The organism is Gilvirhabdus luticola (assembly GCF_040117515.1).
GTDB classification, from domain to species: Bacteria; Bacteroidota; Bacteroidia; order Flavobacteriales; family Flavobacteriaceae; genus Gilvirhabdus; species Gilvirhabdus luticola.
Genome location: NZ_JBEEEN010000001.1, coordinates 579,601 through 603,211, shown reverse-complemented (window position 1 = coordinate 603,211; position 23,611 = coordinate 579,601). Strand labels below are relative to the sequence as shown.

Annotated in this window: 21 protein-coding genes; 6 read left to right on the top strand and 15 right to left on the bottom strand. The window is 33.2% G+C overall.

Annotation, left to right across the window (positions count from 1 at the left end; genetic code table 11):
• Positions 1-38: 38 nt before the first annotated feature.
• The 3 genes from AAFP94_RS02775 to AAFP94_RS02765 all read left to right on the top strand — a co-directional run bounded on the left by AAFP94_RS02775 (position 39) and on the right by AAFP94_RS02765 (position 4,823).
• Positions 39-2,594: a TonB-dependent receptor gene (locus tag AAFP94_RS02775; RefSeq protein ID WP_316660633.1), complete on the top strand. Its 2,556-nt coding sequence runs from the start codon at positions 39-41 to the stop codon at positions 2,592-2,594.
• A 12-nt stretch (positions 2,595-2,606) separates the two neighbouring features.
• Positions 2,607-4,277: a choice-of-anchor J domain-containing protein gene (locus tag AAFP94_RS02770; RefSeq protein ID WP_316660634.1), complete on the top strand. Its 1,671-nt coding sequence runs from the start codon at positions 2,607-2,609 to the stop codon at positions 4,275-4,277.
• A 105-nt stretch (positions 4,278-4,382) separates the two neighbouring features.
• Complete coding sequence (locus AAFP94_RS02765; RefSeq protein ID WP_316660635.1) at positions 4,383-4,823, top strand: hypothetical protein; 441 nt, start codon at positions 4,383-4,385, stop codon at positions 4,821-4,823.
• A 7-nt stretch (positions 4,824-4,830) separates the two neighbouring features.
• Here AAFP94_RS02765 and AAFP94_RS02760 read toward each other — a convergent pair whose 3' ends face one another.
• On the bottom strand, positions 4,831-5,886 hold the full coding sequence (locus tag AAFP94_RS02760; protein ID WP_316660636.1) for an endonuclease/exonuclease/phosphatase family protein: 1,056 nt from the start codon (positions 5,884-5,886) through the stop codon (positions 4,831-4,833).
• Positions 5,887-6,016: 130 nt separating this feature from the next.
• Between AAFP94_RS02760 and AAFP94_RS02755 the strand changes: the two genes are divergently transcribed.
• Both AAFP94_RS02755 and AAFP94_RS02750 read left to right on the top strand, forming a co-directional pair.
• Entirely contained in the window at positions 6,017-8,833 is a 2,817-nt protein-coding gene (locus tag AAFP94_RS02755; protein ID WP_316660637.1) for a carboxypeptidase regulatory-like domain-containing protein, read from the top strand.
• A gap of 40 nt (positions 8,834-8,873) precedes the next feature.
• Positions 8,874-10,256 carry a DUF5689 domain-containing protein gene (locus AAFP94_RS02750; RefSeq protein ID WP_316660638.1) on the top strand — a complete coding sequence of 461 codons (1,383 nt, stop codon included), beginning with the start codon at positions 8,874-8,876 and terminating at the stop codon, positions 10,254-10,256.
• 28 nt (positions 10,257-10,284) lie between these two features.
• Here AAFP94_RS02750 and AAFP94_RS02745 read toward each other — a convergent pair whose 3' ends face one another.
• Positions 10,285-11,262: an endonuclease/exonuclease/phosphatase family protein gene (locus AAFP94_RS02745; protein ID WP_316660639.1), complete on the bottom strand. Its 978-nt coding sequence runs from the start codon at positions 11,260-11,262 to the stop codon at positions 10,285-10,287.
• Between the two features lie 78 nt (positions 11,263-11,340).
• On the opposite strand from AAFP94_RS02745, the gene hflX reads away from it, so the two are divergent.
• Positions 11,341-12,552, top strand: a complete 1,212-nt coding sequence (gene hflX / locus AAFP94_RS02740) for a GTPase HflX (protein WP_316660640.1) — start codon at positions 11,341-11,343, stop codon at positions 12,550-12,552.
• A gap of 6 nt (positions 12,553-12,558) precedes the next feature.
• On the opposite strand, the gene AAFP94_RS02735 is transcribed toward hflX, so the two are convergent.
• The 13 genes from AAFP94_RS02735 to AAFP94_RS02675 form a co-directional block, all read right to left on the bottom strand.
• Positions 12,559-13,485, bottom strand: coding sequence for a DUF3078 domain-containing protein (locus AAFP94_RS02735; protein WP_316660641.1), 927 nt, complete (start codon positions 13,483-13,485; stop codon positions 12,559-12,561).
• Positions 13,486-13,564: 79 nt separating this feature from the next.
• On the bottom strand, positions 13,565-14,071 hold the full coding sequence (locus tag AAFP94_RS02730) for a DUF2480 family protein (protein ID WP_316660642.1): 507 nt from the start codon (positions 14,069-14,071) through the stop codon (positions 13,565-13,567).
• 6 nt (positions 14,072-14,077) lie between these two features.
• Positions 14,078-14,401, bottom strand: coding sequence for an SUF system Fe-S cluster assembly protein (locus AAFP94_RS02725; RefSeq protein WP_316660643.1), 324 nt, complete (start codon positions 14,399-14,401; stop codon positions 14,078-14,080).
• A gap of 1 nt (position 14,402) precedes the next feature.
• The gene (locus AAFP94_RS02720; RefSeq protein WP_316660644.1) at positions 14,403-14,825 is read right to left on the bottom strand and encodes a SufE family protein; all 423 of its coding nucleotides are present in this window, start codon (positions 14,823-14,825) and stop codon (positions 14,403-14,405) included.
• A 40-nt stretch (positions 14,826-14,865) separates the two neighbouring features.
• A complete protein-coding gene (locus AAFP94_RS02715) occupies positions 14,866-15,636 on the bottom strand; it encodes an META domain-containing protein (RefSeq protein ID WP_316660645.1) in 771 nt (256 codons plus the stop codon).
• 53 nt (positions 15,637-15,689) lie between these two features.
• A complete protein-coding gene (locus AAFP94_RS02710; RefSeq protein WP_316661273.1) occupies positions 15,690-16,907 on the bottom strand; it encodes an aminotransferase class V-fold PLP-dependent enzyme in 1,218 nt (405 codons plus the stop codon).
• 20 nt (positions 16,908-16,927) lie between these two features.
• Positions 16,928-18,241, bottom strand: coding sequence for a Fe-S cluster assembly protein SufD (gene sufD / locus AAFP94_RS02705; protein ID WP_316660647.1), 1,314 nt, complete (start codon positions 18,239-18,241; stop codon positions 16,928-16,930).
• Between the two features lie 3 nt (positions 18,242-18,244).
• Positions 18,245-19,450 carry a DNA cytosine methyltransferase gene (locus tag AAFP94_RS02700; protein ID WP_316660649.1) on the bottom strand — a complete coding sequence of 402 codons (1,206 nt, stop codon included), beginning with the start codon at positions 19,448-19,450 and terminating at the stop codon, positions 18,245-18,247.
• A 3-nt stretch (positions 19,451-19,453) separates the two neighbouring features.
• Positions 19,454-20,206, bottom strand: a complete 753-nt coding sequence (sufC, locus tag AAFP94_RS02695; protein ID WP_316660651.1) for a Fe-S cluster assembly ATPase SufC — start codon at positions 20,204-20,206, stop codon at positions 19,454-19,456.
• Positions 20,207-20,209: 3 nt separating this feature from the next.
• A complete protein-coding gene (locus AAFP94_RS02690) occupies positions 20,210-20,626 on the bottom strand; it encodes a hypothetical protein (protein ID WP_316660653.1) in 417 nt (138 codons plus the stop codon).
• Between the two features lie 8 nt (positions 20,627-20,634).
• Positions 20,635-22,083 carry a Fe-S cluster assembly protein SufB gene (gene sufB / locus AAFP94_RS02685; RefSeq protein WP_316660654.1) on the bottom strand — a complete coding sequence of 483 codons (1,449 nt, stop codon included), beginning with the start codon at positions 22,081-22,083 and terminating at the stop codon, positions 20,635-20,637.
• A 17-nt stretch (positions 22,084-22,100) separates the two neighbouring features.
• A complete protein-coding gene (locus tag AAFP94_RS02680) occupies positions 22,101-22,430 on the bottom strand; it encodes a HesB/IscA family protein (protein ID WP_316660655.1) in 330 nt (109 codons plus the stop codon).
• Between the two features lie 103 nt (positions 22,431-22,533).
• On the bottom strand, positions 22,534-23,607 hold the full coding sequence (locus tag AAFP94_RS02675) for a cytochrome-c peroxidase (RefSeq protein ID WP_316660656.1): 1,074 nt from the start codon (positions 23,605-23,607) through the stop codon (positions 22,534-22,536).
• Positions 23,608-23,611: the final 4 nt, after the last annotated feature.

Below are 23,611 nucleotides of genomic sequence, written 5' to 3'. Positions count from 1 at the left end.
CTTTGCACAAAATTTAAAACCAATCTTAATATAAAAAAATGAGAAACATTACTAGATTTTTATTTTTTGCTTTGGTAATGGTAAGTTTCAATACTGCCTTTGCTCAAAGCACGGTAACAGGAACAACTATGGATCCTGAATTAGGCACTCCCTTACCAGGAGTAAACATTGTTGAAAAAGGAACAACAAATGGGGTATCGTCAGACTTTGACGGAAATTTTACGCTTACAACAACTACATCTGATGCGGTTATTTTGGTTTCGTATGTTGGGTTTTTAACTCAAGAAATCTCAATTTCGGGTGACACAGATCTTGGAGAAGTATCAATGCAACCTAGCCAATTTGGGTTGCAAGAAGTTCAAATTATTGCTTCTGTTGCTGTTGATAGAAAAACACCAGTTGCAGTTTCAACTGTTAAATCAGCTGACATTGAGTTAAAACTAGGAACTCAAGAATTCCCAGAAATTTTAAAATCAACGCCAGGAGTTTATGCAACCAAAGCTGGAGGTGGTTATGGAGATGGTAGAATTAATTTAAGAGGCTTTAATTCTGAAAATGTCGCTGTAATGATTAATGGTATTCCGGTTAACGATATGGAAAATGGAAGAGTCTATTGGAGTAACTGGGCTGGACTTGGAGATGTTACAAGCCAAATGCAGGTACAAAGGGGTTTAGGAGCTGCTAAAATTGCTGTCCCTTCTATTGGTGGTACAATTAATATAGTTACAAATACAACAGACGTGGAAGCTGGAGGAAATGTGATAACTTCAGTTGGTAATGACGGTTATTTTAAATATGGCTTAACTTACTCAACTGGATTAATGGAAAATGGTTTTGCCGCAACAGTTTCTGCCGCTAAAACTGAAGGTGATGGATATGTTGATGGAACGGAATTTTCAGGTGTATCATACTTTGTTAATATCTCTAAAGAAATAAACGATGCTCATAAACTATCGTTTTCGGCTTTTGGAGCCAAGCAACGCCATGGTCAAAGACAAAACAGGCAATTGATTGAAACGTTTAGAAAAGCTGAAAGAGGAAGAAAATTTAATGCAGATTGGGGATACAAAAATGGTCAGGTAACATTCCAAGAAGACAACTTTTATAATAAGCCTCAAATGTCCTTAAATCATTATTGGAATTTAAATGATAATACCTCAATCAACACTTCTGTATATGCATCATTTGGATCTGGAGGTGGAGGTGGTACTGCTGGAGAGTATAAGTTTGGATTTGATAGTTCTACAGGTCAAGGCGATTACAGAATTGGAGCTTTCGGACCAATTGACTTTGATAAAATTGTTGATGAGAACATTGCGGCTGGTGCAAATGGCGCAGAGACATATTTGAGAGCATCACGTAATGATCATAATTGGTATGGAGTGCTTTCTACGCTAAAAACGAATATAAATGACGATTTGGTGTTATTAGCCGGATTAGATTGGAGATACTATAAAGGAATCCATTTTTCTGAAGTAACAGATTTATTAGGTGCTGAATTTGCTATCGACAATGGAGATGTTAACAACCCAAATGCTGCACTTCAAGTTGGCGATAAAAGAGATTATTATAACGATGGTTTAGTTGGCTGGTTAGGAGCATTTGCTCAATTAGAATATGATGTTAACGAAAAGTTTAACACATTTATATCTTTAGCAGCTTCAAATACATCCTATAAAAGAGTTGACTATTTTAATTATTTAGATTCAGACCCTTTACAAGAAACCGATCGCTACAATTTCTTTGGATTTAGCGCAAAAGGTGGCGCCAATTATAGAATAGATGCTAACCATAATATTTTTGCAAACCTTGGGTATTTTGAAAAAGCACCAGGTTTCGATTCTGTATTCTTAAATTTCTCCAATGATAACATTAATGAAGATGCACCAAACCAAAAAATATCGAGTTTTGAATTGGGATATGGTTTTAGAGGAGATAAACTATCGGCAAATGTGAACCTTTACAGTACAAGATGGGATGATAGAACTGAAACAGTTTCATTTCAACAACCAGATGGAACAAATGCAGCTGCTAATATTCTAGGGGTTAATGCAATTCACCAAGGTGTGGAATTAGACTTTATATACAGGGCTACAGAGAAATTGGACATAACAGGTATGGCCTCTTTTGGTGATTGGAGATGGGATAGTGATGTTACAGATGTTGATATCCTTGATGAGGATCAAAACGTTGTAGAAACAGTTGACCTTTTCATTAAAGACTTGCATGTAGGAGATGCTGCCCAAACAACTTTTGCTTTAGGGATAAATTATAAATTTTCACCAAAAACTAGACTGATTATTGATTATAATTATTATGATAATATATATGCTGATTTTGATCCTAGTGATCGTGGTACACAAGGTGCTCCAGATGCGTGGAAAATGCCAGATTACGGCTTGTTTGATGTAGCTATGACTCATGGTTTTGAGTTTGGCCCTTTCGATGCCACTTTAACAGCAAGGATGAACAATGTGTTTGATACAGAGTATATTTCTGATGCGCAAGACGGTTCTGGATCAACTACAGATACAGCATTAGTGTATTTTGGTTATGGTAGAACCTTTAGTATTGGTGCAAAACTTAATTTTTAAAAAAACATGAAAATGAAAAGAATAATTTATTGTTTAGCAATTTTAGGGATAATCTTTACAGGTTGTGACCCTATTGAAGATATCTATAATGATATAGATTCAGTAGAAGACCCAATAGTCGGTTCAGCTACTTATACATTAACGAGTGAAGATTATACTGATGATGTTGAAGATGGAGGTTTAGGTCTTGATTTTCCAAATTTTAGTTCAGAAGAGGATGCCAAAACAATGTTACCTCCATTTATAGCCGAAATGTATCCATTTTGGGGAGAAGGATCTTCTGTATTGGTGAATTATGATTTATATATTGGTAATGCTGAAGGGGTTAGTGATTTTACAGGTGCGGACGCTTACCAATTCACTAATGCTGATTATGCTTTAGCAGGTAGTGATGCCTTTGGATTTTACCCAAATGTAGACCCTACAGATTATATACCTGATGTTCTAGATGCTCGAATAGCAAGCCCGACTGAAGGAGAAATGATTTTAGCCAGTTATGATCAGTATACAGAAACACCAACTGTGGGGTTAGCTAATTTAGTATCATATAATTTTGCTGGAAGTTTTGAAGGATGGACAATTGTAGAGGGAGGTATTGGTTCTGATGATGTTTGGACATCTCAATCTGGATATGTCCAAGGGAACGGTTATTTTGGAGGAGCAGTTGCTAATGAAGAATGGTTAATATCTCCTTCGATTGATTTATCAGGTGAAAGTGGTCTTAAATTTCAAATAACTCAAGAGATTGATTTTTTGAGTGTACCTGATCAAATAGATATATTGATTTCTACTGATTATGCTGGAGATCCTGGTGCAGCAACTTGGGATACTTTTGCTTTTGATAAGACAGCCTTTGGTAGTATGACAGCTTCAGAAGATTATGATTTTTCAGCCTATGATGATATGACGATTACCATTGCATTTAAATATGTATCATCAGATACTGACGCTGGACGTTGGAGAGTTGGAGCTTTAGCAATTAAAACCGTTGGGGCAACCGGTGCTACCAATTCAAAAGGCGATTATTTCATGTATTCAGGTGGTGAATGGGAAGCTATAGATGGAGTTTATTATTTAAGCACTGATGATTATGATTCTATGGGGGAAGGCTCTGGTCAACCAGGAAGATTCAATAATTTTAGTAGTTCTGTTCCTGCGGATAACTATATACCTACATTTTTATCATTAAACGATCCATTTGCTTATGCTCAAGAAGAAGATGAATTAATAGTTATTTACAAGTATTTTTCCAGTTCATGTAGTTGTACACAAACAAGAGGAAATAGATATACCATAATAGATGGTGAATGGACACCTCACATGAGTGTGATAAGTACGTCCTTACAATTTGGTAATGATGGTTCAACATGGGTGCCAGATAATACAATACGATATATGTTGACAGGTACAGACATTACATTTATTTCTAATGCATTTATTGACATTTATCCTGGACCAGCAGATAATGTTGGTTTCTTTGGTAGTTTTGACAGGAGACCTTCAAGTTCAAACTACTGGACTGATGAAATGCTATTAGAAGCCTTTAATGCGCTTTTAGAAAATGGTAATTTTGTTACTGCTGAAGAGCAAAAGTATGTGTTAACCTATGTGATCTATAATGGATCTACGACGAATGAAACCAAGAGTGTCATTAAGACAGGCGGCGTTTGGGTTTATCAATAGACTAATTTTAATTTATAAACAAAAAAACCATGCTTATAAAATAGCATGGTTTTTTTATGTTCTAAATTCATTACATTTGTTTTTATAATTTCTTAATTCGTATTCATGTACTCGACTATAAAAATACTACATTCGTATTGGGCCTATCTTGTTTTGTTGGTTTTAATATTGGCAACTGTTAATGCATTGTATAAATTCTTTGCCAAGAAAGAATTTGAAGCTAAAGATTTTAGAATTAATTTGTTTACACTTATAGTATCACATATTCAACTATTAATAGGATTGCTATTATATTTTGTGTCACCACGATTAAGCTTATTTAGTGAGCTTGGTATGGGAGAAGTAATGAAAGATGCTGTTAACAGACTTTATTTGGTTGAGCATCCTGTTATTAATATTTTAGCAGTGGTATTAATAACTATTGGTTATTCAAAACATAAAAAGAAACTAACCTCAAAGCCAAAGTTTAAAACAATTGCTGTGTTTTACACTCTAGCAGTAATCTTATTCTTGTCTAGAATACCTTGGGATGTCTGGCCAAATTAGAAAGACTTTAAGGAGTCACTTCTTTTATGACATGAACGTAAACAGGGAAATGATCACTAAATCCATCTGTAAATCCGCCATCAGCAAAACTACGTTTAGGATAGCCTTTCCATCGACCACGTTTGTTTATTAGGTAGTTTTTGTTATATATGGCAGCTTTATAAAAACGATATGAAGAATAATCCTTTTCAAGCAGAGGTTTGGTTATCATTATCTGATCGAATAAACTCCAGGCATCTCTATAAGCATTTGAACCAATTCCATCTTTGAAGTAATTTTCATACGGATTATATATTCCTTTTAATCCTACATCTTCGCGATCACTTTGTGCTTTTAAAATATCTTTTACACTTCCATTGGTCGGGTCATCATTTAAATCACCCATGATAAAAATTTTCGCATAAGGGTCTTTAACCTGTACTGAATCTACTAAATGCTTTGACAATTTAGCTGCAGCCATTCTTTTCGGTCTGCTTCTAGCTTCTCCACCACTTCTTGATGGCCAATGGTTTACTATTAAGTGTATCATTTCTCCATCAAGTTTGCCGCTCACCAACAATTGGTCTCTAGTATAAACTCTTTCCCTTGTAATATCGTCATAGATTTTCAGTTCATGACTACTGGTATATAATGGGGTGAATATTTTTTTTTGATATAATAATGCTACATCTATGCCTCTGGCATCTGGAGAATGATAATGTACAATTCCATAATCTTTGTCTAATAAAAGTGGGTCATTAATCAGATCTTCAAGTACTTCTCTATTCTCAACTTCTGAAACCCCAATAATTGCAGGTGAATTTTTACTGGTATCGTATCCAATATCAGAAATTACACGAGCCATATTATGTACTTTCTTTTTATACACCTCTTGTATATCACCCTTCATTTCCATTATTGGACTTGCTTCATCAAATTTAGTAGTATCATTAATTGTATCAAATAAATTTTCTAAATTATAAAATGCAATAGTATGAACTTTAAAAATCTTTTTCTCTTGCGCATTGCTAATAAAAAAGATCAGTATTAAGAAAATTTGGATAAGAATTCTTGATTTTATCATTTATTGGAAATTATGTTATATAAGAATCAATTGTTGCGCCAAATTAAAATATTTATTATAAATAATGTAAATTTGCGAGCCTTAAATGATTAATTTTTAAGGAAATTAAATATCAACAATAAATTCAAATATGAAACAATTTTTTCTAATTTTTATATTCGGAGTTTTTTCAATGTTACCATCAAGTGCTCAACAGACCTTAATAAAAGGAAGTGTGAAGCTAGCTGTTTCTTTTGAACCTATATCAGAAGTCACTGTAACGATAGAAGAAACTCAACAAACAACATTAACGAACGAACAAGGAGAATTTGAATTTTCTTCTAATGTTCCTTTAGGTGAACAAGTATTAAAAATTTCTAAAGATGGATATACTACAAAAAGATATCCTATTGTAGTAAATGAAGGTCAAACAGTCAATATAACTGACATGACAATTGAGATAGATATAGTAGAATCTGCCGATTTGTTCACTATTTCTCTTTCAGATGATGAACTTAATGATGACACAAGTGGTTTGGATAACATTTCAGGATTATTACAATCGTCTCAAGATGTTTTTCAGCGTACTGCAGCGTTCGAGTTTAGTTCTTCTTTTTTTAGAGTTAGAGGATTGAATTCAGAGAATGGTTCAGTTTTGATTAATGGTATAGAAATGAATAAACTATATGATGGTAGACCACAATGGAGTGATTGGGGAGGTTTAAATGATGTAATACGTAACCAGGAGCTAACCACTGGATTACAACCTTCAAGCTATAATTTTGGAGGTATTTTGGGAACAACTAATATAAATGTTAGAGCTTCTCAATATAGAGAAGGTGGTCGTATTACATATTCATCTTCTAACAGAAGCTACACAAACAGATTAATGGGAAGTTACTCATCAGGACTATTAGATGGTGGATGGGCATTTTCTTTTATGGTGTCTAGACGTTGGGGAAAAGAAGGATATCAAGATGCAACGCTTTATGATTCTAATTCATTTTTCGCTTCAGTTGAAAAAAAATTGGGTGAAAAACATAGTTTGAATTTTACTTCAATTTATACACCAAATAGAAGAGGGAAATCATCACCTAATACACAAGAAGTTTATGATTTAAAAGATATAAAATATAATGAATATTGGGGTTGGCTGAATGGAGATAAAAAAAACTCACGCATTAAAGAAATTGAAGAGCCGATAATCATGCTCAACCATTATTGGGATATTACTGGTAAAACAATGTTAAATACTAATGTTGCATACCAGTTTGGGAAGATTGGTAATAGTCGATTAGACTTTGCAGGAGGAGGCAACCCAAGTCCAGCTTATTATCAAAAGCTCCCAAGTTACTTTTTAGGAGATCCAGATGGGCCGAATTATGATGGGGCTTATCAAGCACAACAAAATTTTATAAATGACGGGCAAATAGATTGGGAAAGAATTTTTGATGCTAATATCACTAATAATATCAATGGAGATTATGCAGCTTATGCTTTATATGAGGATAGGAATGATGATAAACAGCTAACGATAAACTCTATCTTAAGTTCTGAAATTAATGACAATATTTTATTTAACGCATCTGTAAATTATAAAAAATTGGATTCAGAAAACTTTGGGGAAATCTTAGATTTATTTGGAAGCACTACAGGTTATTTAAATGTAGATTCGTTCGATAATTTTCAATATGATTACAGAAACCCTGACCAAGTGTTGACCAAAGGAGATAAATACAGATATAATTATAAGTTATACGCAGATGTAATCTCTGGATATGCTCAAGCACAGTTTAAATATAACTTTATCGACTTTTATTTGGCTGGAAGCATAACAAATTCAAAATATCAGAGAGAAGGAATATTTCAAAATGAGGCCAACATTGAATTTGATGACCAAGGAAATATTGTAATAGATAACTCTTACGGAAAAGGTGAAGAGTTAACTTTTAGTGGTTTTGGGGCCAAAGCCGGAGCTACTTTTAAAATCACTGGAAAACATTTAGTAGATATAAATACAGGTTATTTAACACAGGCACCAACTTTAAGAAATACCTATACAAATTCAAGGTCTAATCATGATTATGTAGGTGTAAGTAATGGTGAAAGTATTTCAGAAGTTAGTCGTATTACCGAAGAAAAAATAACATCAGCAGATGTTAGTTATATTTTCAGATCTCCAATTGTAAAGGCTAAATTAACGGGGTATTACACAAAAATTGAAGACGCTAATGAAACTTCATTTTATTATGCCGATGGGGTAACTGGTTTTGAAAATGATGGTGTTCAAGTAACGAACGAATTTATTTCTGAAGTCTTACAAGGGATAGATAAAAGGCATATTGGAGTTGAACTAGGCATTGAAGCACAAGTTACACCTACTATTAAATTAAAAGGTGTTGCTTCTGTAGGTCAATATACTTACGATAATAATCCAAATCTATATTTATCCGCAGATAAACAAACTGTGTCTTATGGTCAAGCAAATCTAAAAGACTACAAAATTGCAGGCGGTCCACAAAGAGCTTATTCTGCAGGATTTGAATATCGTGACCCAGATTATTGGTGGTTTGGAGCAACGGTAAATTATTTTTCAAATACTTATGTAGATGTTAGCCCTTTAACAAGAACGCGTAATTTCTATCTAGATGCTGATGGCTTACCATTTAATGATTACGATCCTGAAATAGCTAAAGAATTGCTGAAACAAGAAGAGTTTAAAGATTATTTTACTGTAAACTTAATTGGAGGAAAATCATGGAAAATAAATGATTATTATATTGGGCTATTCGCAAGCGTTAATAATTTAATGGATGAAGTTTATAAAACAGGTGGATTCGAACAAGGTAGAAATGCAAACTACAGAGAATTAAGAGACGATGCCAATAACCCTGAACGTGTATTTGGTTCAAAATATTGGTATGCTCGTGGAGCCACTTATTTCGTAAACCTTAACTTTAGATTTTAAAAGAAAAAGAAAAATTAATTAAAATATTATTTTACAGATTATGAAAGCAAATAAATTTTTAACATTAATACTTACTATAGCAACTAGTTTTGCTATAGTATCTTGTGTACAAGACGATGATTACACAGTTCCTACTAGTTTAGGAAATGAAGAGAATGCTGGTTTGACTCAAATTATGGATGATATTGCAAGTGGAGCTTTAACAGAGATTTCCATTGCAGAATTAAAAGCTCTATTTGTTGGGCAAACTGCATTAATTGAATCTGATATTGTTGTTAAAGGGTATGTATCTTCATCAGATTTAACAGGGAACTTCTATAAAGAATTTTATATGCAAGATAAACCAGAGAACCCTACAGCAGGGATAGGAGTTGTTTTAAATCAAGTTGATTCTTACAACCAATTTAATCAAGGTAGAGAAGTTTATATTAAACTTAAAGGCTTATATCTTGGAGAAAATTCATCAGATGTTGTTTCTATTGGAGGACAAGTGGATGCAAATTTTTTGGATGAAATGACAATTTATCAGATTTCGACCCATGTATTCAGATCTCCTACAACAATACCATTAGTTCCAGTTAATCTAGACCCTTCGGCGGTTGACGATTCACATTTAGGTATTTATGCAACGTTAAGTAATGTTCAAATTCCATTAGCTTATGATGGTATGACTTTTCATAGCCCAACAAATGATTTTGACACTAGGTATCCTTTGGTTAGTTGTGTTAATGGATCTTCTATACAAATGGAGACAAGCTCATTTGCTAATTTTAAACAAGAACCATTACCAACAGATGGTCGAGGCAGTATTTCTGGTGTCATAACTCAAGGGTTTGGAGGCTCGCCGAGAGTGTTAGTTTTAAATACAACTGATGATATTGATTTTAATGAATCACGTTGTGACCCTGTTTTTGAGGAATCTTTCAACTCCGCTATAGATAATACTATACTTAATTTACCAGGTTGGATAAACTTTGCCGAAGCTGGTTCAGTGGTATGGACAGAGCAAGTTTTTAGGGGTAATGGCTATGCAGAATTAAATCCATTTAGTTCAGGAGATTCTTCAAATATAGCATGGTTAATTACGCCAGGCATAGATTTGAGTGCTCAAGATGATGAAGTATTAACTTTCCAAACGGAACATGCTTATCCTGATTCAGGTCATGACCCGTTAAGCGTGTTAATTTCTACTGATTTTGACGGAACTGAAAGTGGAATTTCTTCGGCAACATGGACAGAACTAACTTTTGATGTAAGTTATATTGTTGACTTTGGTAATTGGTATAATTTTACTAATTCTGGCGAAATTGATATTTCTGGTTATTCAGGAACTGCTTATATTGCATTTAGATATACAGGAAGTGATACAAGTAACCAAAACATGACATTGCATGTAGAGAATGTTACTGTTTCGGTTCCATAAGTAAAATATTTTTATCATAAAAAGCCTGCTAAATTTTAGTAGGCTTTTTTATGGTCATATATACAGGAAAATGATCACTATATCCGACTTTATATTTTTTACCCACATAAGTTCTAAAAGGTTGCCCTTTATATTTGCCATGAAACTGCTTTAAAAATTCTGCATCAAAAATATTGGTGCTACCATAAGTAATTTCTTCAGATTTTTTTTCGAGTAAATTTGTAGTGAATAGTATTTGGTCAAATAAATCCCAAGAGAAATCATAATTTGTTGTTCCTCTATCAATCGTATGCAGGTTTAACATTGGGTTGTATAAATCGTTGGTATTTAGCAAATTTTTAATACTGTTAGATTTTGGGCCATCATTAAAATCGCCCATGACAATAATTTTTGGATTTTGCTCATTATGTTTTATTTGCAAAATAATTTCACTTACTTTTTCTGAAGCAATTAAACGTTTATATTCGGATGCTTCAGGGCCTTCACGTCTCGAAGGCCAATGATTTACAATAATGTATATTGGTTCGTCAACAAATAACCCCTTTACAAGTAATATGTCTCTGGTATAGTCTCTAATACCATCTTCTTCAATAATAAGTACGGGAAAAGTTTCAGAAGATATCACCTTAAAAATTGTAGTATTATAAATTAGTGCAACATCAATACCTCTTTCATCTGGAGAATCAAAATGTACGTAATCGTATGTTAAATCCTTCAAATGTTTCGATAATAATAAATCTATTATAACACCTTGGTTTTCCACTTCTGCAAATCCAATTAACACAGGAGGCTTATGTGTTTCCTCCATACCAATATTTGAAATAGAAAAACCTAGCTTTCTTAACTTATTATCATACCGTTTTTGAGTCCATTTTTTATCTGATGAAGGCAAAAAATCATTATCATTTGTCAATTCATCATCATAAATATCAAATAAGTTTTCAAGGTTATAAAAAGCTATTGTATATGTTGATTCTTCTTTTAAGTTGTCACTATAATTTGTCATCCAAAAGCATTAATTGTCATTAAAAATATAAAAATTAAAATGAGTACAATTGTTTAACTTTGCACTTTAAAATTATATATGTTAGAAAATAGAGACATAGCTTTAGAGAAAGCAGTTTTGATAGGGTTGATAACCAGAGAACAGGATGAGGTAAAAGCCAAAGAATATATGGATGAACTGGAGTTTTTAACCTTTACAGCCGGTGGTGAAGTATTGAAAAGGTTTACTCAAAAAATGGATATGCCAAACCCTAAAACTTTTATTGGCTCTGGAAAAATGCAGGACGTTCAGGAATTCATTAAAGACAATGATATTGGGACAGCAATTTTTGATGATGAATTATCTCCTGCTCAAGAGCGCAACATTAGTAAAATTTTGAATTGCAAAGTATTAGACAGAACCAATTTAATATTGGATATTTTTGCTCAAAGAGCTCAAACAAGCTATGCAAGAACTCAAGTTGAATTAGCACAATGTGAATATTTATTACCTAGGTTAAAAGGGATGTGGACACATCTTGAAAGGCAAAAAGGTGGTATTGGAATGCGTGGTCCTGGTGAAACAGAAATAGAAACAGACCGTCGTATTGTACGAGATAAAATAGCCTTACTAAAAGCAAAAATTAAAACCATTGATAAGCAAATGGCTGTTCAAAGAGGCAATCGAGGTCAAATGGTAAGAGTTGCTTTGGTAGGTTATACCAACGTTGGAAAATCAACCTTAATGAATGTAATTAGTAAAAGTGAAGTTTTTGCAGAAAACAAATTGTTTGCAACTTTAGACACAACCGTGAGAAAAGTGGTTGTGCAAAACCTTCCTTTTTTGTTATCTGATACTGTAGGTTTTATTCGTAAGCTTCCTACGCAATTGGTAGAGTCTTTTAAAAGTACACTTGATGAGGTTCGTGAGGCAGATTTATTACTTCATGTTGTAGATATTTCACATCCTAATTTTGAAGAACACATTGATTCTGTAAATACAATTTTGGACGAAATAGGCAGTTCTGATAAACCGATTATTAAGGTTTTTAACAAAATAGACGCTTACAAACCAGAACCTTTTGATGAAACAGATTTAACAATAGAAAGAAACAAATCAAATTATTCTCTTGATGAATGGAAACGTACATGGATGGCGAAAATTGGAAATAATGCATTATTCATTTCTGCTTTAAACAAACAGAATCTTGAAGATTTTAAAAAGCGAGTTTACACTGAAGTACGGAAAATTCATATTACGCGGTTTCCATACAATCACTTTTTATACCCAGATTATGAGAATATGGAATAACTTTCCTTAAAAGGAATAAGTTAAACCAAAGATCCAATAAGATTGTAAATCGTTATCTACATTATCAAATGTGGCTGTGGTATCACCTAAAGTATTAATGGCATAGTTAAGTGCTTCTTGCTTATTGCTCCTCAAGGCAAAATCAAATCCTAAACCTAAAGATTTCCATACTTTGTAGCTAAATGAATTTGTCCAGGTCCAATTGGAATAATCTGAACTCTTATAACTTTGGAACATTGATAAGTTCGTTTTAAAGTTTATTTTGCCAATGTCTCGAGAATAATCAGCAACTATTTTTGTTCCTAAAGAAGATTCAAATATGGCGTCTTCATTACTAAAAACAATATTGTAGTTTAAAGGATGAATTACAACAACTAAATTATTAATAGGAGTCCATGTAAAACCAACACCTAAATCTAAATAACCTGGATCGTTAAAATTATCTAAAATAGTAGTTCTGTATTCCATTAAGGCAGAAGCAGCCCAAGACTTACTTAATTTTCTTCCATATAAAGATGATATATTGAAAACATCTGCACTAGGTTGAAACCCATCATCATCTGTTGGATCGTCTTTATCATCTAATTTTACCCAATTTAAATTTAATTTTAGTGAATTTAACCAGAAAAAATTCTCGGCTTTATAATTGGCATCAGCATTTACAGTAAAGCCAATATTTCCCGATGAATTGTTTGGTGTTCCTTGAGAATACCAATTGTTAAAACCAGACAGGCTTCCACCTATCGTTCCGTATGCTTTAAGTTGCCAACCAGGATAATTGTCAATCTCTTTTTGAATGGCATCAACCCTTTTTTGAATAGCATTAATAGAATCTTGCTTTGTAGCTTTTTCAGCTTTTAATTCATCTAAAGTTTGAGCTTCTAGTGAAACTAGTGAAATTACAAACACAAAAAACAATAGTAATATTTTCATAATAACGATTTAAAAATTAAACATACAAAAGCTATTTTGTTAGTATCTTTTTTTTAAAAGGGAAGCAAATATAACCAAATTATTTTTTCTTATACAATGGTACGGTCGAACAAGCTTCCCCAAACATAATAGATTTTGAAATATTTATAAGTTTAGAAATTAGAAGAGTATATGCTGTGTCTGGTATTGGCTTATTTGAGCACCCTTTAATAATTATGGGCTTATCTTTATAATTTGATAAATCTAAATTTGAGATGATATCTTGATAAATTGAGTTTTCTAAATCGACTAAATTACCTACAATAATTTTTTTCGCAAAAGCGGAAAGTTTCGAAGCAATAAGCAAATAGGCCCATGAGGGAATAATGGCATCTGCAGAACAGGATAAGGCTACATAAGAGTCTTTGTACTGAACCCAATCATGTTGCTTTACATAGTCTCTAAATTCTTTTTCACGAATTACTAGTTCTTGAAAAAGCCAATCCTTGATATCAAATAATACACGTTTACCGACAGGATAGTAATCTTCCAGATCTATAGTAACAAGTTTACTATTCGCAACGCGATTTACAATTTCTTCTGCCATATTGAATTAAAGCATTCCTAATTCCAATTTTGCTTCTTCGCTCATCAAGTCTTGAGACCAAGGAGGATCGAAAGTAATTTCAACTTCGGCACTTTTGACTTCATCAAGCGATTTAATTTTTTCTTCAACTTCCATTGGTAGTGTTTCGGCAACAGGACAATTAGGTGTTGTTAGAGTCATTAAGATCTTTACATCATAATCTTCATTAACAAAAACATCATAAATTAATCCGAGTTCGTATATGTCAACTGGAATTTCTGGATCATATATAGTTTTAAGAACCGTTACAATTTTTTCTCCAAGGGCATTAGTATCGATAGTTGTTTCCATTTTAATTTAATTGGGTTTGGTATGCTATAGCATACATTTTTAATTGCTTAATCATACTTACAAGGCCATTTGCACGAGTTGGTGATAAATGTTCTTTCAATCCTATCTCATCTATAAAAGATGTTTCAGCCTCAATAATATCTTTGGGATGCTGATTTGAAAACACTCTAATTAAAATGGCAATTATACCTTTTGTAATAATAGCATCACTGTCTGCCGTAAAGACTATTTTTTCATCATGCATTTCTGCATGTACCCAAACTTTACTTTGGCAACCTTTTATTATATTAGATTCTGTTTTGTATTGTTCGTCAATTAATGGAAGCGTTTTGCCAAGATCTATCATATATTGGTAGCGTTCTTCCCAATCATCAAACATTGAAAACTCTTCTATAATATCTTCTTGAATTTCTTTTATTGTCACTGTTAAGTTATTTTATACAAAAATACAACAAGTAATGTTGCTATTCAATATTTTGAGCTATTGATAAGATTTCTTTAACAAGAGGTGCAATTTCATTTGGTGGATTGCCATGGTCGAAAGTTTGAGTTTGGTAATCTTTTCCTTGATAGGTTATTTTAAGATTCGCCAAAGCAGCGCCATCGTATTGATGAGCTTTTGAAGGCGCTTCTAATTTTGAAATTGAACTTAACTGAATCGTTTCAATATTTGCAGTTATCTTGTTCCATTCATTTTCATTACATGTTTTAGAAATAGGTTTTGAGGTTCTATTTTTTTGAAATGAAACAATACTATCTTTTACAATAACTTGCTGATATACACCTCTTGAAACCGCTGTATATTCTATAATATACGAATTGTCTTGTTTTGCGGTTAATAGCACATCTTTATCTTTAAATAAGGTAAGTATATTATTTTGTAATGAAAAGGAATTAACTTGTGATAAAGTATCAAACATATTGTGTTCAATTGTATTAGCTTCTTCTCTACACATCATTTTAGTAGATGCTAAAGGGCCAAATGTTATATTGTTTCCATCAATTGTATATGAGCCATTAAAACGATTACAGCCTGAAAAACCTGAAACACGATTATCGCTTGCGTCAAAATTTATGTCAGGAGTAATCATTAGAGTGTCATTATTAATTAATTTGGTTACCGAATAATTCCCTGATAATTGCTGCATTGTATTTTCTTGCATTGATGTAATAGCACTTGTGTTTCCACATGATTTTAATGAAAACAAAATACATAGTAATAAGCTAAATTTCATTTACTTTAAGGTATTGATTCTAAATATAATAATACAAAAAAGACGCCAAAGTTTTAAGACAACATCCTTTTGGCCTTTTTAACACCTTCAACGAGCAAGTCAATTTCTTTGTTTGTGTTGTAGAATGATAAGGATGCTCGAACCGTACCAGGAATTTTAAAATAGTCCATAATCGGTTGTGCACAATGATGTCCTGTTCTTACGGCGATTCCCATTTTATCCAGAATCGTTCCAACATCGTAAGGATGTATGCCTTTTAAATTAAAAGAGATTACCGATGTCTTTTTAGGTGAGGTTCCATATATTTTTAAGCCTTCAATTTCTAATAGCCTTTGTGTAGCATAGTCAAGTAGTTCTTTTTCATAATTTGCAATTGCATCAAAACCAATAGTGTTCATATAATCTATTGCTGCACCAAAAGCAATGCCTCCACAAACGTTTGGTGTTCCTGCTTCAAATTTGTGTGGCAAATCAGCATATGTTGTTTTTTTAAAAGTAACTTCAGTTATCATTTCTCCTCCACCTTGGTAAGGTGGTAACTGTTTAAGCCATGCTTCTTTTCCATAAAGCATACCAACACCAGTCGGCCCACACATTTTGTGAGCTGAAGCCACATAAAAATCGACATCTAATTCCTGAACATCTGGTTTTATGTGTGGACATGCTTGAGCTCCATCAATCAATACAGCTGCACCAGCTTGACGTGCTTTTTTAATAATGTCTTCAATGGGATTAATTGTTCCAAGAGCATTTGAAATATGATTTACAAAAACCAACCTAGTTTTATCTGAAAGGAGTTTGTCATATTCTGATATAACCAACTCACCTTCATCATTCATTGGTATTACCTTAAGGGTAGCACCTGTTTTTTCACATAACATTTGCCATGGCACAATGTTGCTATGATGTTCTAAAGCCGAAACAATGATTTCATCTCCTACTTTTAATATTGATGAAAATCCATTAGCAACCAAGTTTATGCTATGTGTTGTCCCAGATGTTAAAATAATTTCGTGCGTGTATTCTGCATTAAAATGCTTCTGAATTTTTTGTCGAGCTAGTTCATAAGCATCTGTTGCTTCTTGACTTAAGGAATGTACACCACGATGAATATTGGCATTGTAATTTGAATAATAATCTACAATGGTTTCTATAACTTGTTTTGGAGTTTGTGATGTGGCAGCGTTGTCGAAGTACACTAAAGGATTACCATTTACTTTACGAGATAGTATAGGGAAATCTTTACGTATTTCTTCAACATTAAAGGGCATCATTAGTTTTTAGAAAGGTGTTACAAATTAAATCCAATGCTTACGCCCAGCTTAAGTGCTATTAGTTTAGTAATGCGTTGTTTTAATTCAGGAATTTTTACAGAATTCAATACATTATTACTAAAAGCATACATTAATAAAGCTTTAGCTTCCTTTTCAGGAATACCACGTGTGCGTAAGTAAAACAAAGCATTCTCATCAATTTGCCCAATAGTGCAACCATGAGAACATTTTACATCATCAGCAAAAATTTCTAATTGAGGTTTTGTATTAATTGTTGCTTTATCACTAACAAGAATATTATTGTTTGCCTGAAAAGCATTTGTTTTTTGAGCTTCCTTTTCAACAATAATTTTACCGTTAAAAACACCTATTGCATTATCTCCAAAGATACCTTTATAATCCTGATGACTTTCACAATTTGGTTTTGTATGATGTACTAATGTATTATGGTCTACATGTTGTCCTTCACCAATAATGGTTACTCCCTTAAGTGTAGAATCTGTACGCTCTCCGTGTTGAAAGAAGTTTAAATTATTACGTGTTAATTTTCCGCCAAACGCAAAAGTATGTACATAACAGTGGCTTTGTTGCTGCTGTTTAACGAAAGTGTTATCAATTAAAGAGGCATTATGATTGTCATTTTGAACCTTATAATAATCCACTATAGCTCTTTTATTAGCAAAAATTTCTGTAACGCTATTTGTAAGAACAGGATTTTCAGTTAAACTTTGATGACGTTCAATAATTTGTACATGTGAATTCTCTTCAGTAACAATGAGGTTGCGAGGCTGCAACATTAAAGCAGATTCATTACCAGTTGAAAAATGAATAATTTGAATAGGTTTTTCAACCAGTTTATTTTTAGGAATATGAATGTACGCACCTTCACTTGAGAAGGCCGTATTCAATGATGACAAACTATCTTTTGTTGCGGCTTTGTTAAAATAATTCTCAATAACTAGACGATATTTTGGCTTTGAAATCGCAGCTGAAAGCAAGCAGATATCCATCCCTTCATGCGTGGTCTGTGAAAGATGAGAAGAGTATCTGCCATCTACAAAGACTATTTTATAAGAATCAATATCATGAATAAAATATTTTTTGATATCACGATATTCAAGAGTCGTATCCTGATGTGGAAACACACTATAATTGTGTTTTAAAATTTTATTTAAAGAAGTGTATTTCCAAGCCTCATCTTTTTTGGTTGGAAACCCCTTTTCCTCAAAGGTTTTAATAGCTTCACTACGTATGTCATGTACATATGCGTCGACATCTACTTCATTTTCGAAAGCTAAAAAGGATGATATTAATTTTTCTTTTAAATCCATGTTTTATGAATAAGCCAAAATTTCAGGCTGATTAAAGTTTTGATATTGATTTTCTTCTATGTCTTTTGATATTTTCCCTTTTTCCAAAAGGGATCTTATTTTTAGACCAATTTCGTAAGCCAATAATGGTGGAACTGCATTACCAATTTGCTGATATTGACTTAAGCCTTTTTCCCAGCTCATTTTGGTACGCATTCCTTTAAAAACAAAATCATCGGGAAAAGATTGTAATCTCGCACCTTCTCTAGCAGTAAAATTTCTATCTAGTTGAGGATGAATAAAATTACTTTGAAATGATGCAGCTATTGTTGGGGCAGGTTTATCACCATGCAAACGTTGATTGTTCTGACTAAACTTTATAGTTGATTTTTTTAATGGATTGCCTCTTTGCACAGCACCATGAGTTTCCCAAACATCAAGCAACCCTTTACCATTTTTAATGGCTTTAAATCGCTCTATCAAACGTTTGGTATGCCTCATTGCAATATGATTGTAAACTTTATCAGAATTCTTTCGCATAAATTCCTGATAAGCATTTTGAGGTTTAAGATTATATTCTTGAACTTCTTCCCCTTCACATGCTTCTATAATTGGCAAATCTGAAATGGCTTGATTTACGTTTACTTCTTCTGTGTATTTTTTATTTGGGAATTCTGGAATCAATTCCAAATCTTTTCTAAATCCAATAATAATAACACGCTCTCTTGATTGAGGTACTCCAAAATCGGATGCTTTTAAAACTTCATATCTAACTTGATAACCATAATCTCCTGCATTTTCAAATTCGTCAATAATTTGTTTAATGACTTGACCAGATTTCATAGACAATAATCCCTTGACATTTTCCATAACAAATGCTTGAGGATTATACCAATTGATGGTTTTTACAAATTCAAAGAACAAATTGTTTCTTGGGTCTTCGGTGACTTTGTTTCGCTTTTTATTAGCTAAACTAAATCCTTGACAAGGCGGTCCACCAATAATAACATCAACCTGTGATGTGATATGATCTTGAAAATCCTCTTTTTTTAGATTTGACAAATCGCCACAAATAAAAGGAACTTCTGGAAAATTTTGAGTGAAAGTTTTTTTACAATTTTCATCAATATCAGATGCTAGTAGTGTGTTGTAACCAGCCCATTTGAAGCCTAACGACATTCCACCACAACCTGAAAACAAATCAATTGTATTTAAAACATTTTTACTCATTAATCATGCATTCACTTCTTCTTTGATCCAGTCGTAGCCTTTTTCTTCAAGTTGGTGCGCTAACTCTTTGGGACCAGATTTGACTATTTTACCATTATGTAAAACATGTACATAATCTGGAACGATATAGTCTAACAAACGTTGGTAATGAGTGATGATTATCACAGCATTGTCTTTGCCTTTAAGTTTATTAACACCATTTGCAACAATACGAAGGGCATCAATATCAAGACCAGAATCTGTTTCATCAAGAATGGCTAATTTAGGTTCTAAAACTGCCATTTGAAAGATTTCAGTTCGTTTTTTCTCACCACCAGAGAACCCTTCATTTAAAGATCGAGACAAAAACTTTCGATCAATATCCAAAAGCTCAGATTTTTCTCTAATAAGTTTCAGCATTTTGTTAGCCGGCATTTCTTCAAGCCCTTGAGCCTTACGAGTTTCATTAATGGCAGTCTTCATAAAATTTGTAACAGAAACACCAGGAATTTCGACTGGATATTGAAAAGACATGAAGACACCTTTATGTGCTCTTTCTTCAGCGGATAATTCATCTATATTTTCTCCTTCAAGAAGAATCTCTCCTTTTTCTACTTCATATTCTTCTTTACCTGCAATAACAGATGCCAAAGTACTTTTGCCAGATCCATTTGGTCCCATTATAGCATGGACTTCTCCAGCTTTAACTTCAAGGTTAATACCTCTTAAAATGGTTTTGTCTTCAACACTTGCGTGTAAGTCATTTATCTTTAACATAACTTAATTTTCTAATTTTATGACATTATTATCTTTTGGGTCAGGTTGATAAACGTTCAATATTTCTTTAATTTCAACTCGATAAGGCCAACCTTCCTCATCTTTTGGTTTAGGTGTTATTTTTCCTCTTATTTCTACAGGAATCATATCTGTCGCATCTTGCTTGTATTTTTTTACAAGGTTGTCAAGTTCATGCATTTTAGCATCAATAACAACGGCATAAACTTCAGCATGCGTTTGCAATACAGCAGCATCTGCATAATACACAAATTCTCCTTTCAAGAGCGTTAAACCGTCTTTTTGTTTGGCTGTTATACCATCTTCAGACTCAATAACAGTTTCTTGAGTTTCTGTTTTTTTGTCATTTTTACAAGCTAACATCAATGAGCTTATTAAAAAAATTAAGACTAAATTTTTCATAATAAATATTAACCTACTGATCCTTCTAAACTTATTTCTAATAATTTTTGAGCCTCAACAGCAAATTCCATAGGAAGTTTATTCAATACTTCTTTACTAAAACCATTAACAATTAGCGCAATAGCTTTTTCAGTGTCTATACCACGTTGATTACAGTAAAAAATTTGATCCTCTCCAATTTTACTTGTTGTAGCTTCATGCTCTATTTGAGCTGTTTTATTTTTTGCTTCAATATAGGGGAAAGTATGTGCTCCACATTCATTACCCATAAGCAAGCTATCACATTGTGAGAAGTTACGAGCATTGTCCGCACGTGAACTAATTTGTACCAATCCACGATAAGAATTTTGAGATTTACCAGCTGAAATACCTTTTGAAATGATAGTTGACTTGGTATTTTTGCCTAAATGAATCATTTTTGTTCCCGTATCTGCCTGCTGATAGTTATTGGTTACAGCAATAGAATAAAACTCACCTACAGAATTGTCGCCTTTTAGTATACAACTTGGATACTTCCAAGTTACAGCACTACCAGTTTCTACCTGTGTCCAAGATATCTTGGCATTCTTTTCACAAAGACCTCGTTTGGTCACAAAATTAAAAACGCCACCTTTACCTTCAGCATTACCAGGATACCAGTTTTGAACTGTAGAATATTTTATTTCAGCATTATCAAGAGCAATGAGTTCAACAACCGCGGCATGCAATTGGTTTTCATCTCGGCTTGGTGCTGTACAACCTTCCAGATAAGAGACATAACTACCTTCGTCAGCAATAACTAGTGTTCTTTCAAATTGACCTGTACCAGCTTGGTTTATTCTAAAGTAAGTTGAAAGCTCCATTGGGCATCGTACACCCTTTGGGATATAGCAAAAACTACCATCACTAAACACTGCACTATTTAAAGCCGCATAAAAGTTGTCTTTTTGAGGCACAACGGTTCCAATATATTTTTTAACAAGTTCTGGATGTTCTTGAATGGCTTCAGAAATAGAACAGAAGATAATGCCTTTTTCAGCTAATGTCTTTTTAAACGTAGTTGCAACAGAAACCGAATCGACTACAACATCCATAGCGACACCTGCCAATTTTTTTTGTTCATCAAGAGAAATACCTAATTTTTCAAAAGTTGCTAATAATTCAGGATCAACTTCGTCTATACTATTATATTTTGGTTTACTATTTGGAGCTGAATAATAAGAAATAGCTTGAAAGTCTGGCTTTTTATAATGAACATTTGCCCATTCTGGTTCTATCATTTGTTGCCAAGCGCGAAAAGATTCCAATCTCCAGTTGGTCATCCATTCAGGCTCTTCTTTCTTTTTAGAGATTGCACGAACTATATCTTCATTTAAACCAATAGGAAATGTGTCAGATTTTATATCTGTGTAAAAACCGTATTCATACTCTTTGGTTTTAAGTTCTTCTCTTAAATCGTCTTCGGTATATTTACTCATTGATTTTTTTATTCAAATTACAGTGAAAATGATTCACCACATCCGCAAGTTCTGTTAGCATTTGGGTTGTTGAAAACAAAACCGGCACCATTTAAACCACCAGAATATTCTAGTGTTGTACCTATAAGATACAAAAAGCTTTTTTTATCAACAATAATCTTAACTCCATTGTCTTCAAAAACCTTATCACCTTCTTGTTGTTCTTTATCAAATTTTAAATCGTAAGACAAACCAGAACAACCACCACTTTTTACACCAACGCGTATAAAATCAGTTGATGAATTATAACCGTCTTCAGTCATTAATTCGACAACCTTCTTTTTAGCTGTTTCAGATACTTTTATCATTTGTTATATAGATTTTGTCTAAATAGAGAGCAAATATACAATATAAGTCCTGTAAAACCATATAACCTAACATTATATTAGCATATAGTTTTATAGGTTTTTGTTATTGGTTTTGGAAGTTTGGATTGTTAATAAATGATGGATCTGAAAGCGAAAGAAGAAATGCTTTAAGATCGGCTTTATCTTGCTGGGTAAGTTGTACGCCACCTTGATCAACTTTTTTCATTAATGGGTCTATTGTTGAGGAGTTTTGTAAGCCTTCACTGTAATGATCGATAACTTCGTCTAAAGTAACAAATCTACCATCATGCATATAAGGTGCCGTGTAGGCTAGGTTACGTAAGGAAGGTGTTTTAAATTTTCCATGGTCTGCAGGATCCCCTGTAACCGCTCCTAAGCCGAGATCTGTAAATTCTGAATCCAATCCGTTGTTATGAAAAATGTTGTCCGTCCAAAGCGGATTATTTGGGTTGCCATGACAATGAAAACAATCGCCTTTGGTTTCATCCATAAATACATTAACACCATTTAATTCTTCAGGTGTTAAGGTTTCTTCTCCTAGAAGATATCGATCAAACTTTGAGTTTCCTGATATAAGGGTCCTTTCAAATTGTGCAATGGCTTTAGTAACTAAAGTTGAGTCTATAATTGTAGTTGCAAATGCTGCTTCAAACATAGATGGATATTCTGGAGTTTGTTGTAAATCTGAAACGACTTTCTCCCATGTATTATGCATTTCAATGGGGTTAGTTACAGGCTCAAAAGCTTGATGTTCTAAACTAAAAACTCGACCATCCCAAAAAAACCGTTCGTCAAAATTCCATGCTAAATTGAAGAGAGGCATGGAGTTTCGATTACCTAAAAGGCCATCAATACCATCGCTAAATTTATCTGGGTCCGAAAAGCTATTTTGTGGCAAATGGCAGTCAGCACATGCTTGGGTATTATCAGCCGAAAGCACAGGATCAAAAAACAATTTTTTCCCTAAAACTATGCCTTCAACGGTTTGAGGGTTGCTTACAGGTATTAAAGGAGGCAATATATTGTCTTGAAAAAATTGAGGAACGTCTAATGGAGCAGGAGTAGGTATATTGACATATTGTTCTGCTTTTTCATTTGAACATGAAGCGCAAATGAATGGAACAATAAAAGTATATAACCAAATACAATGCTTCATTTTT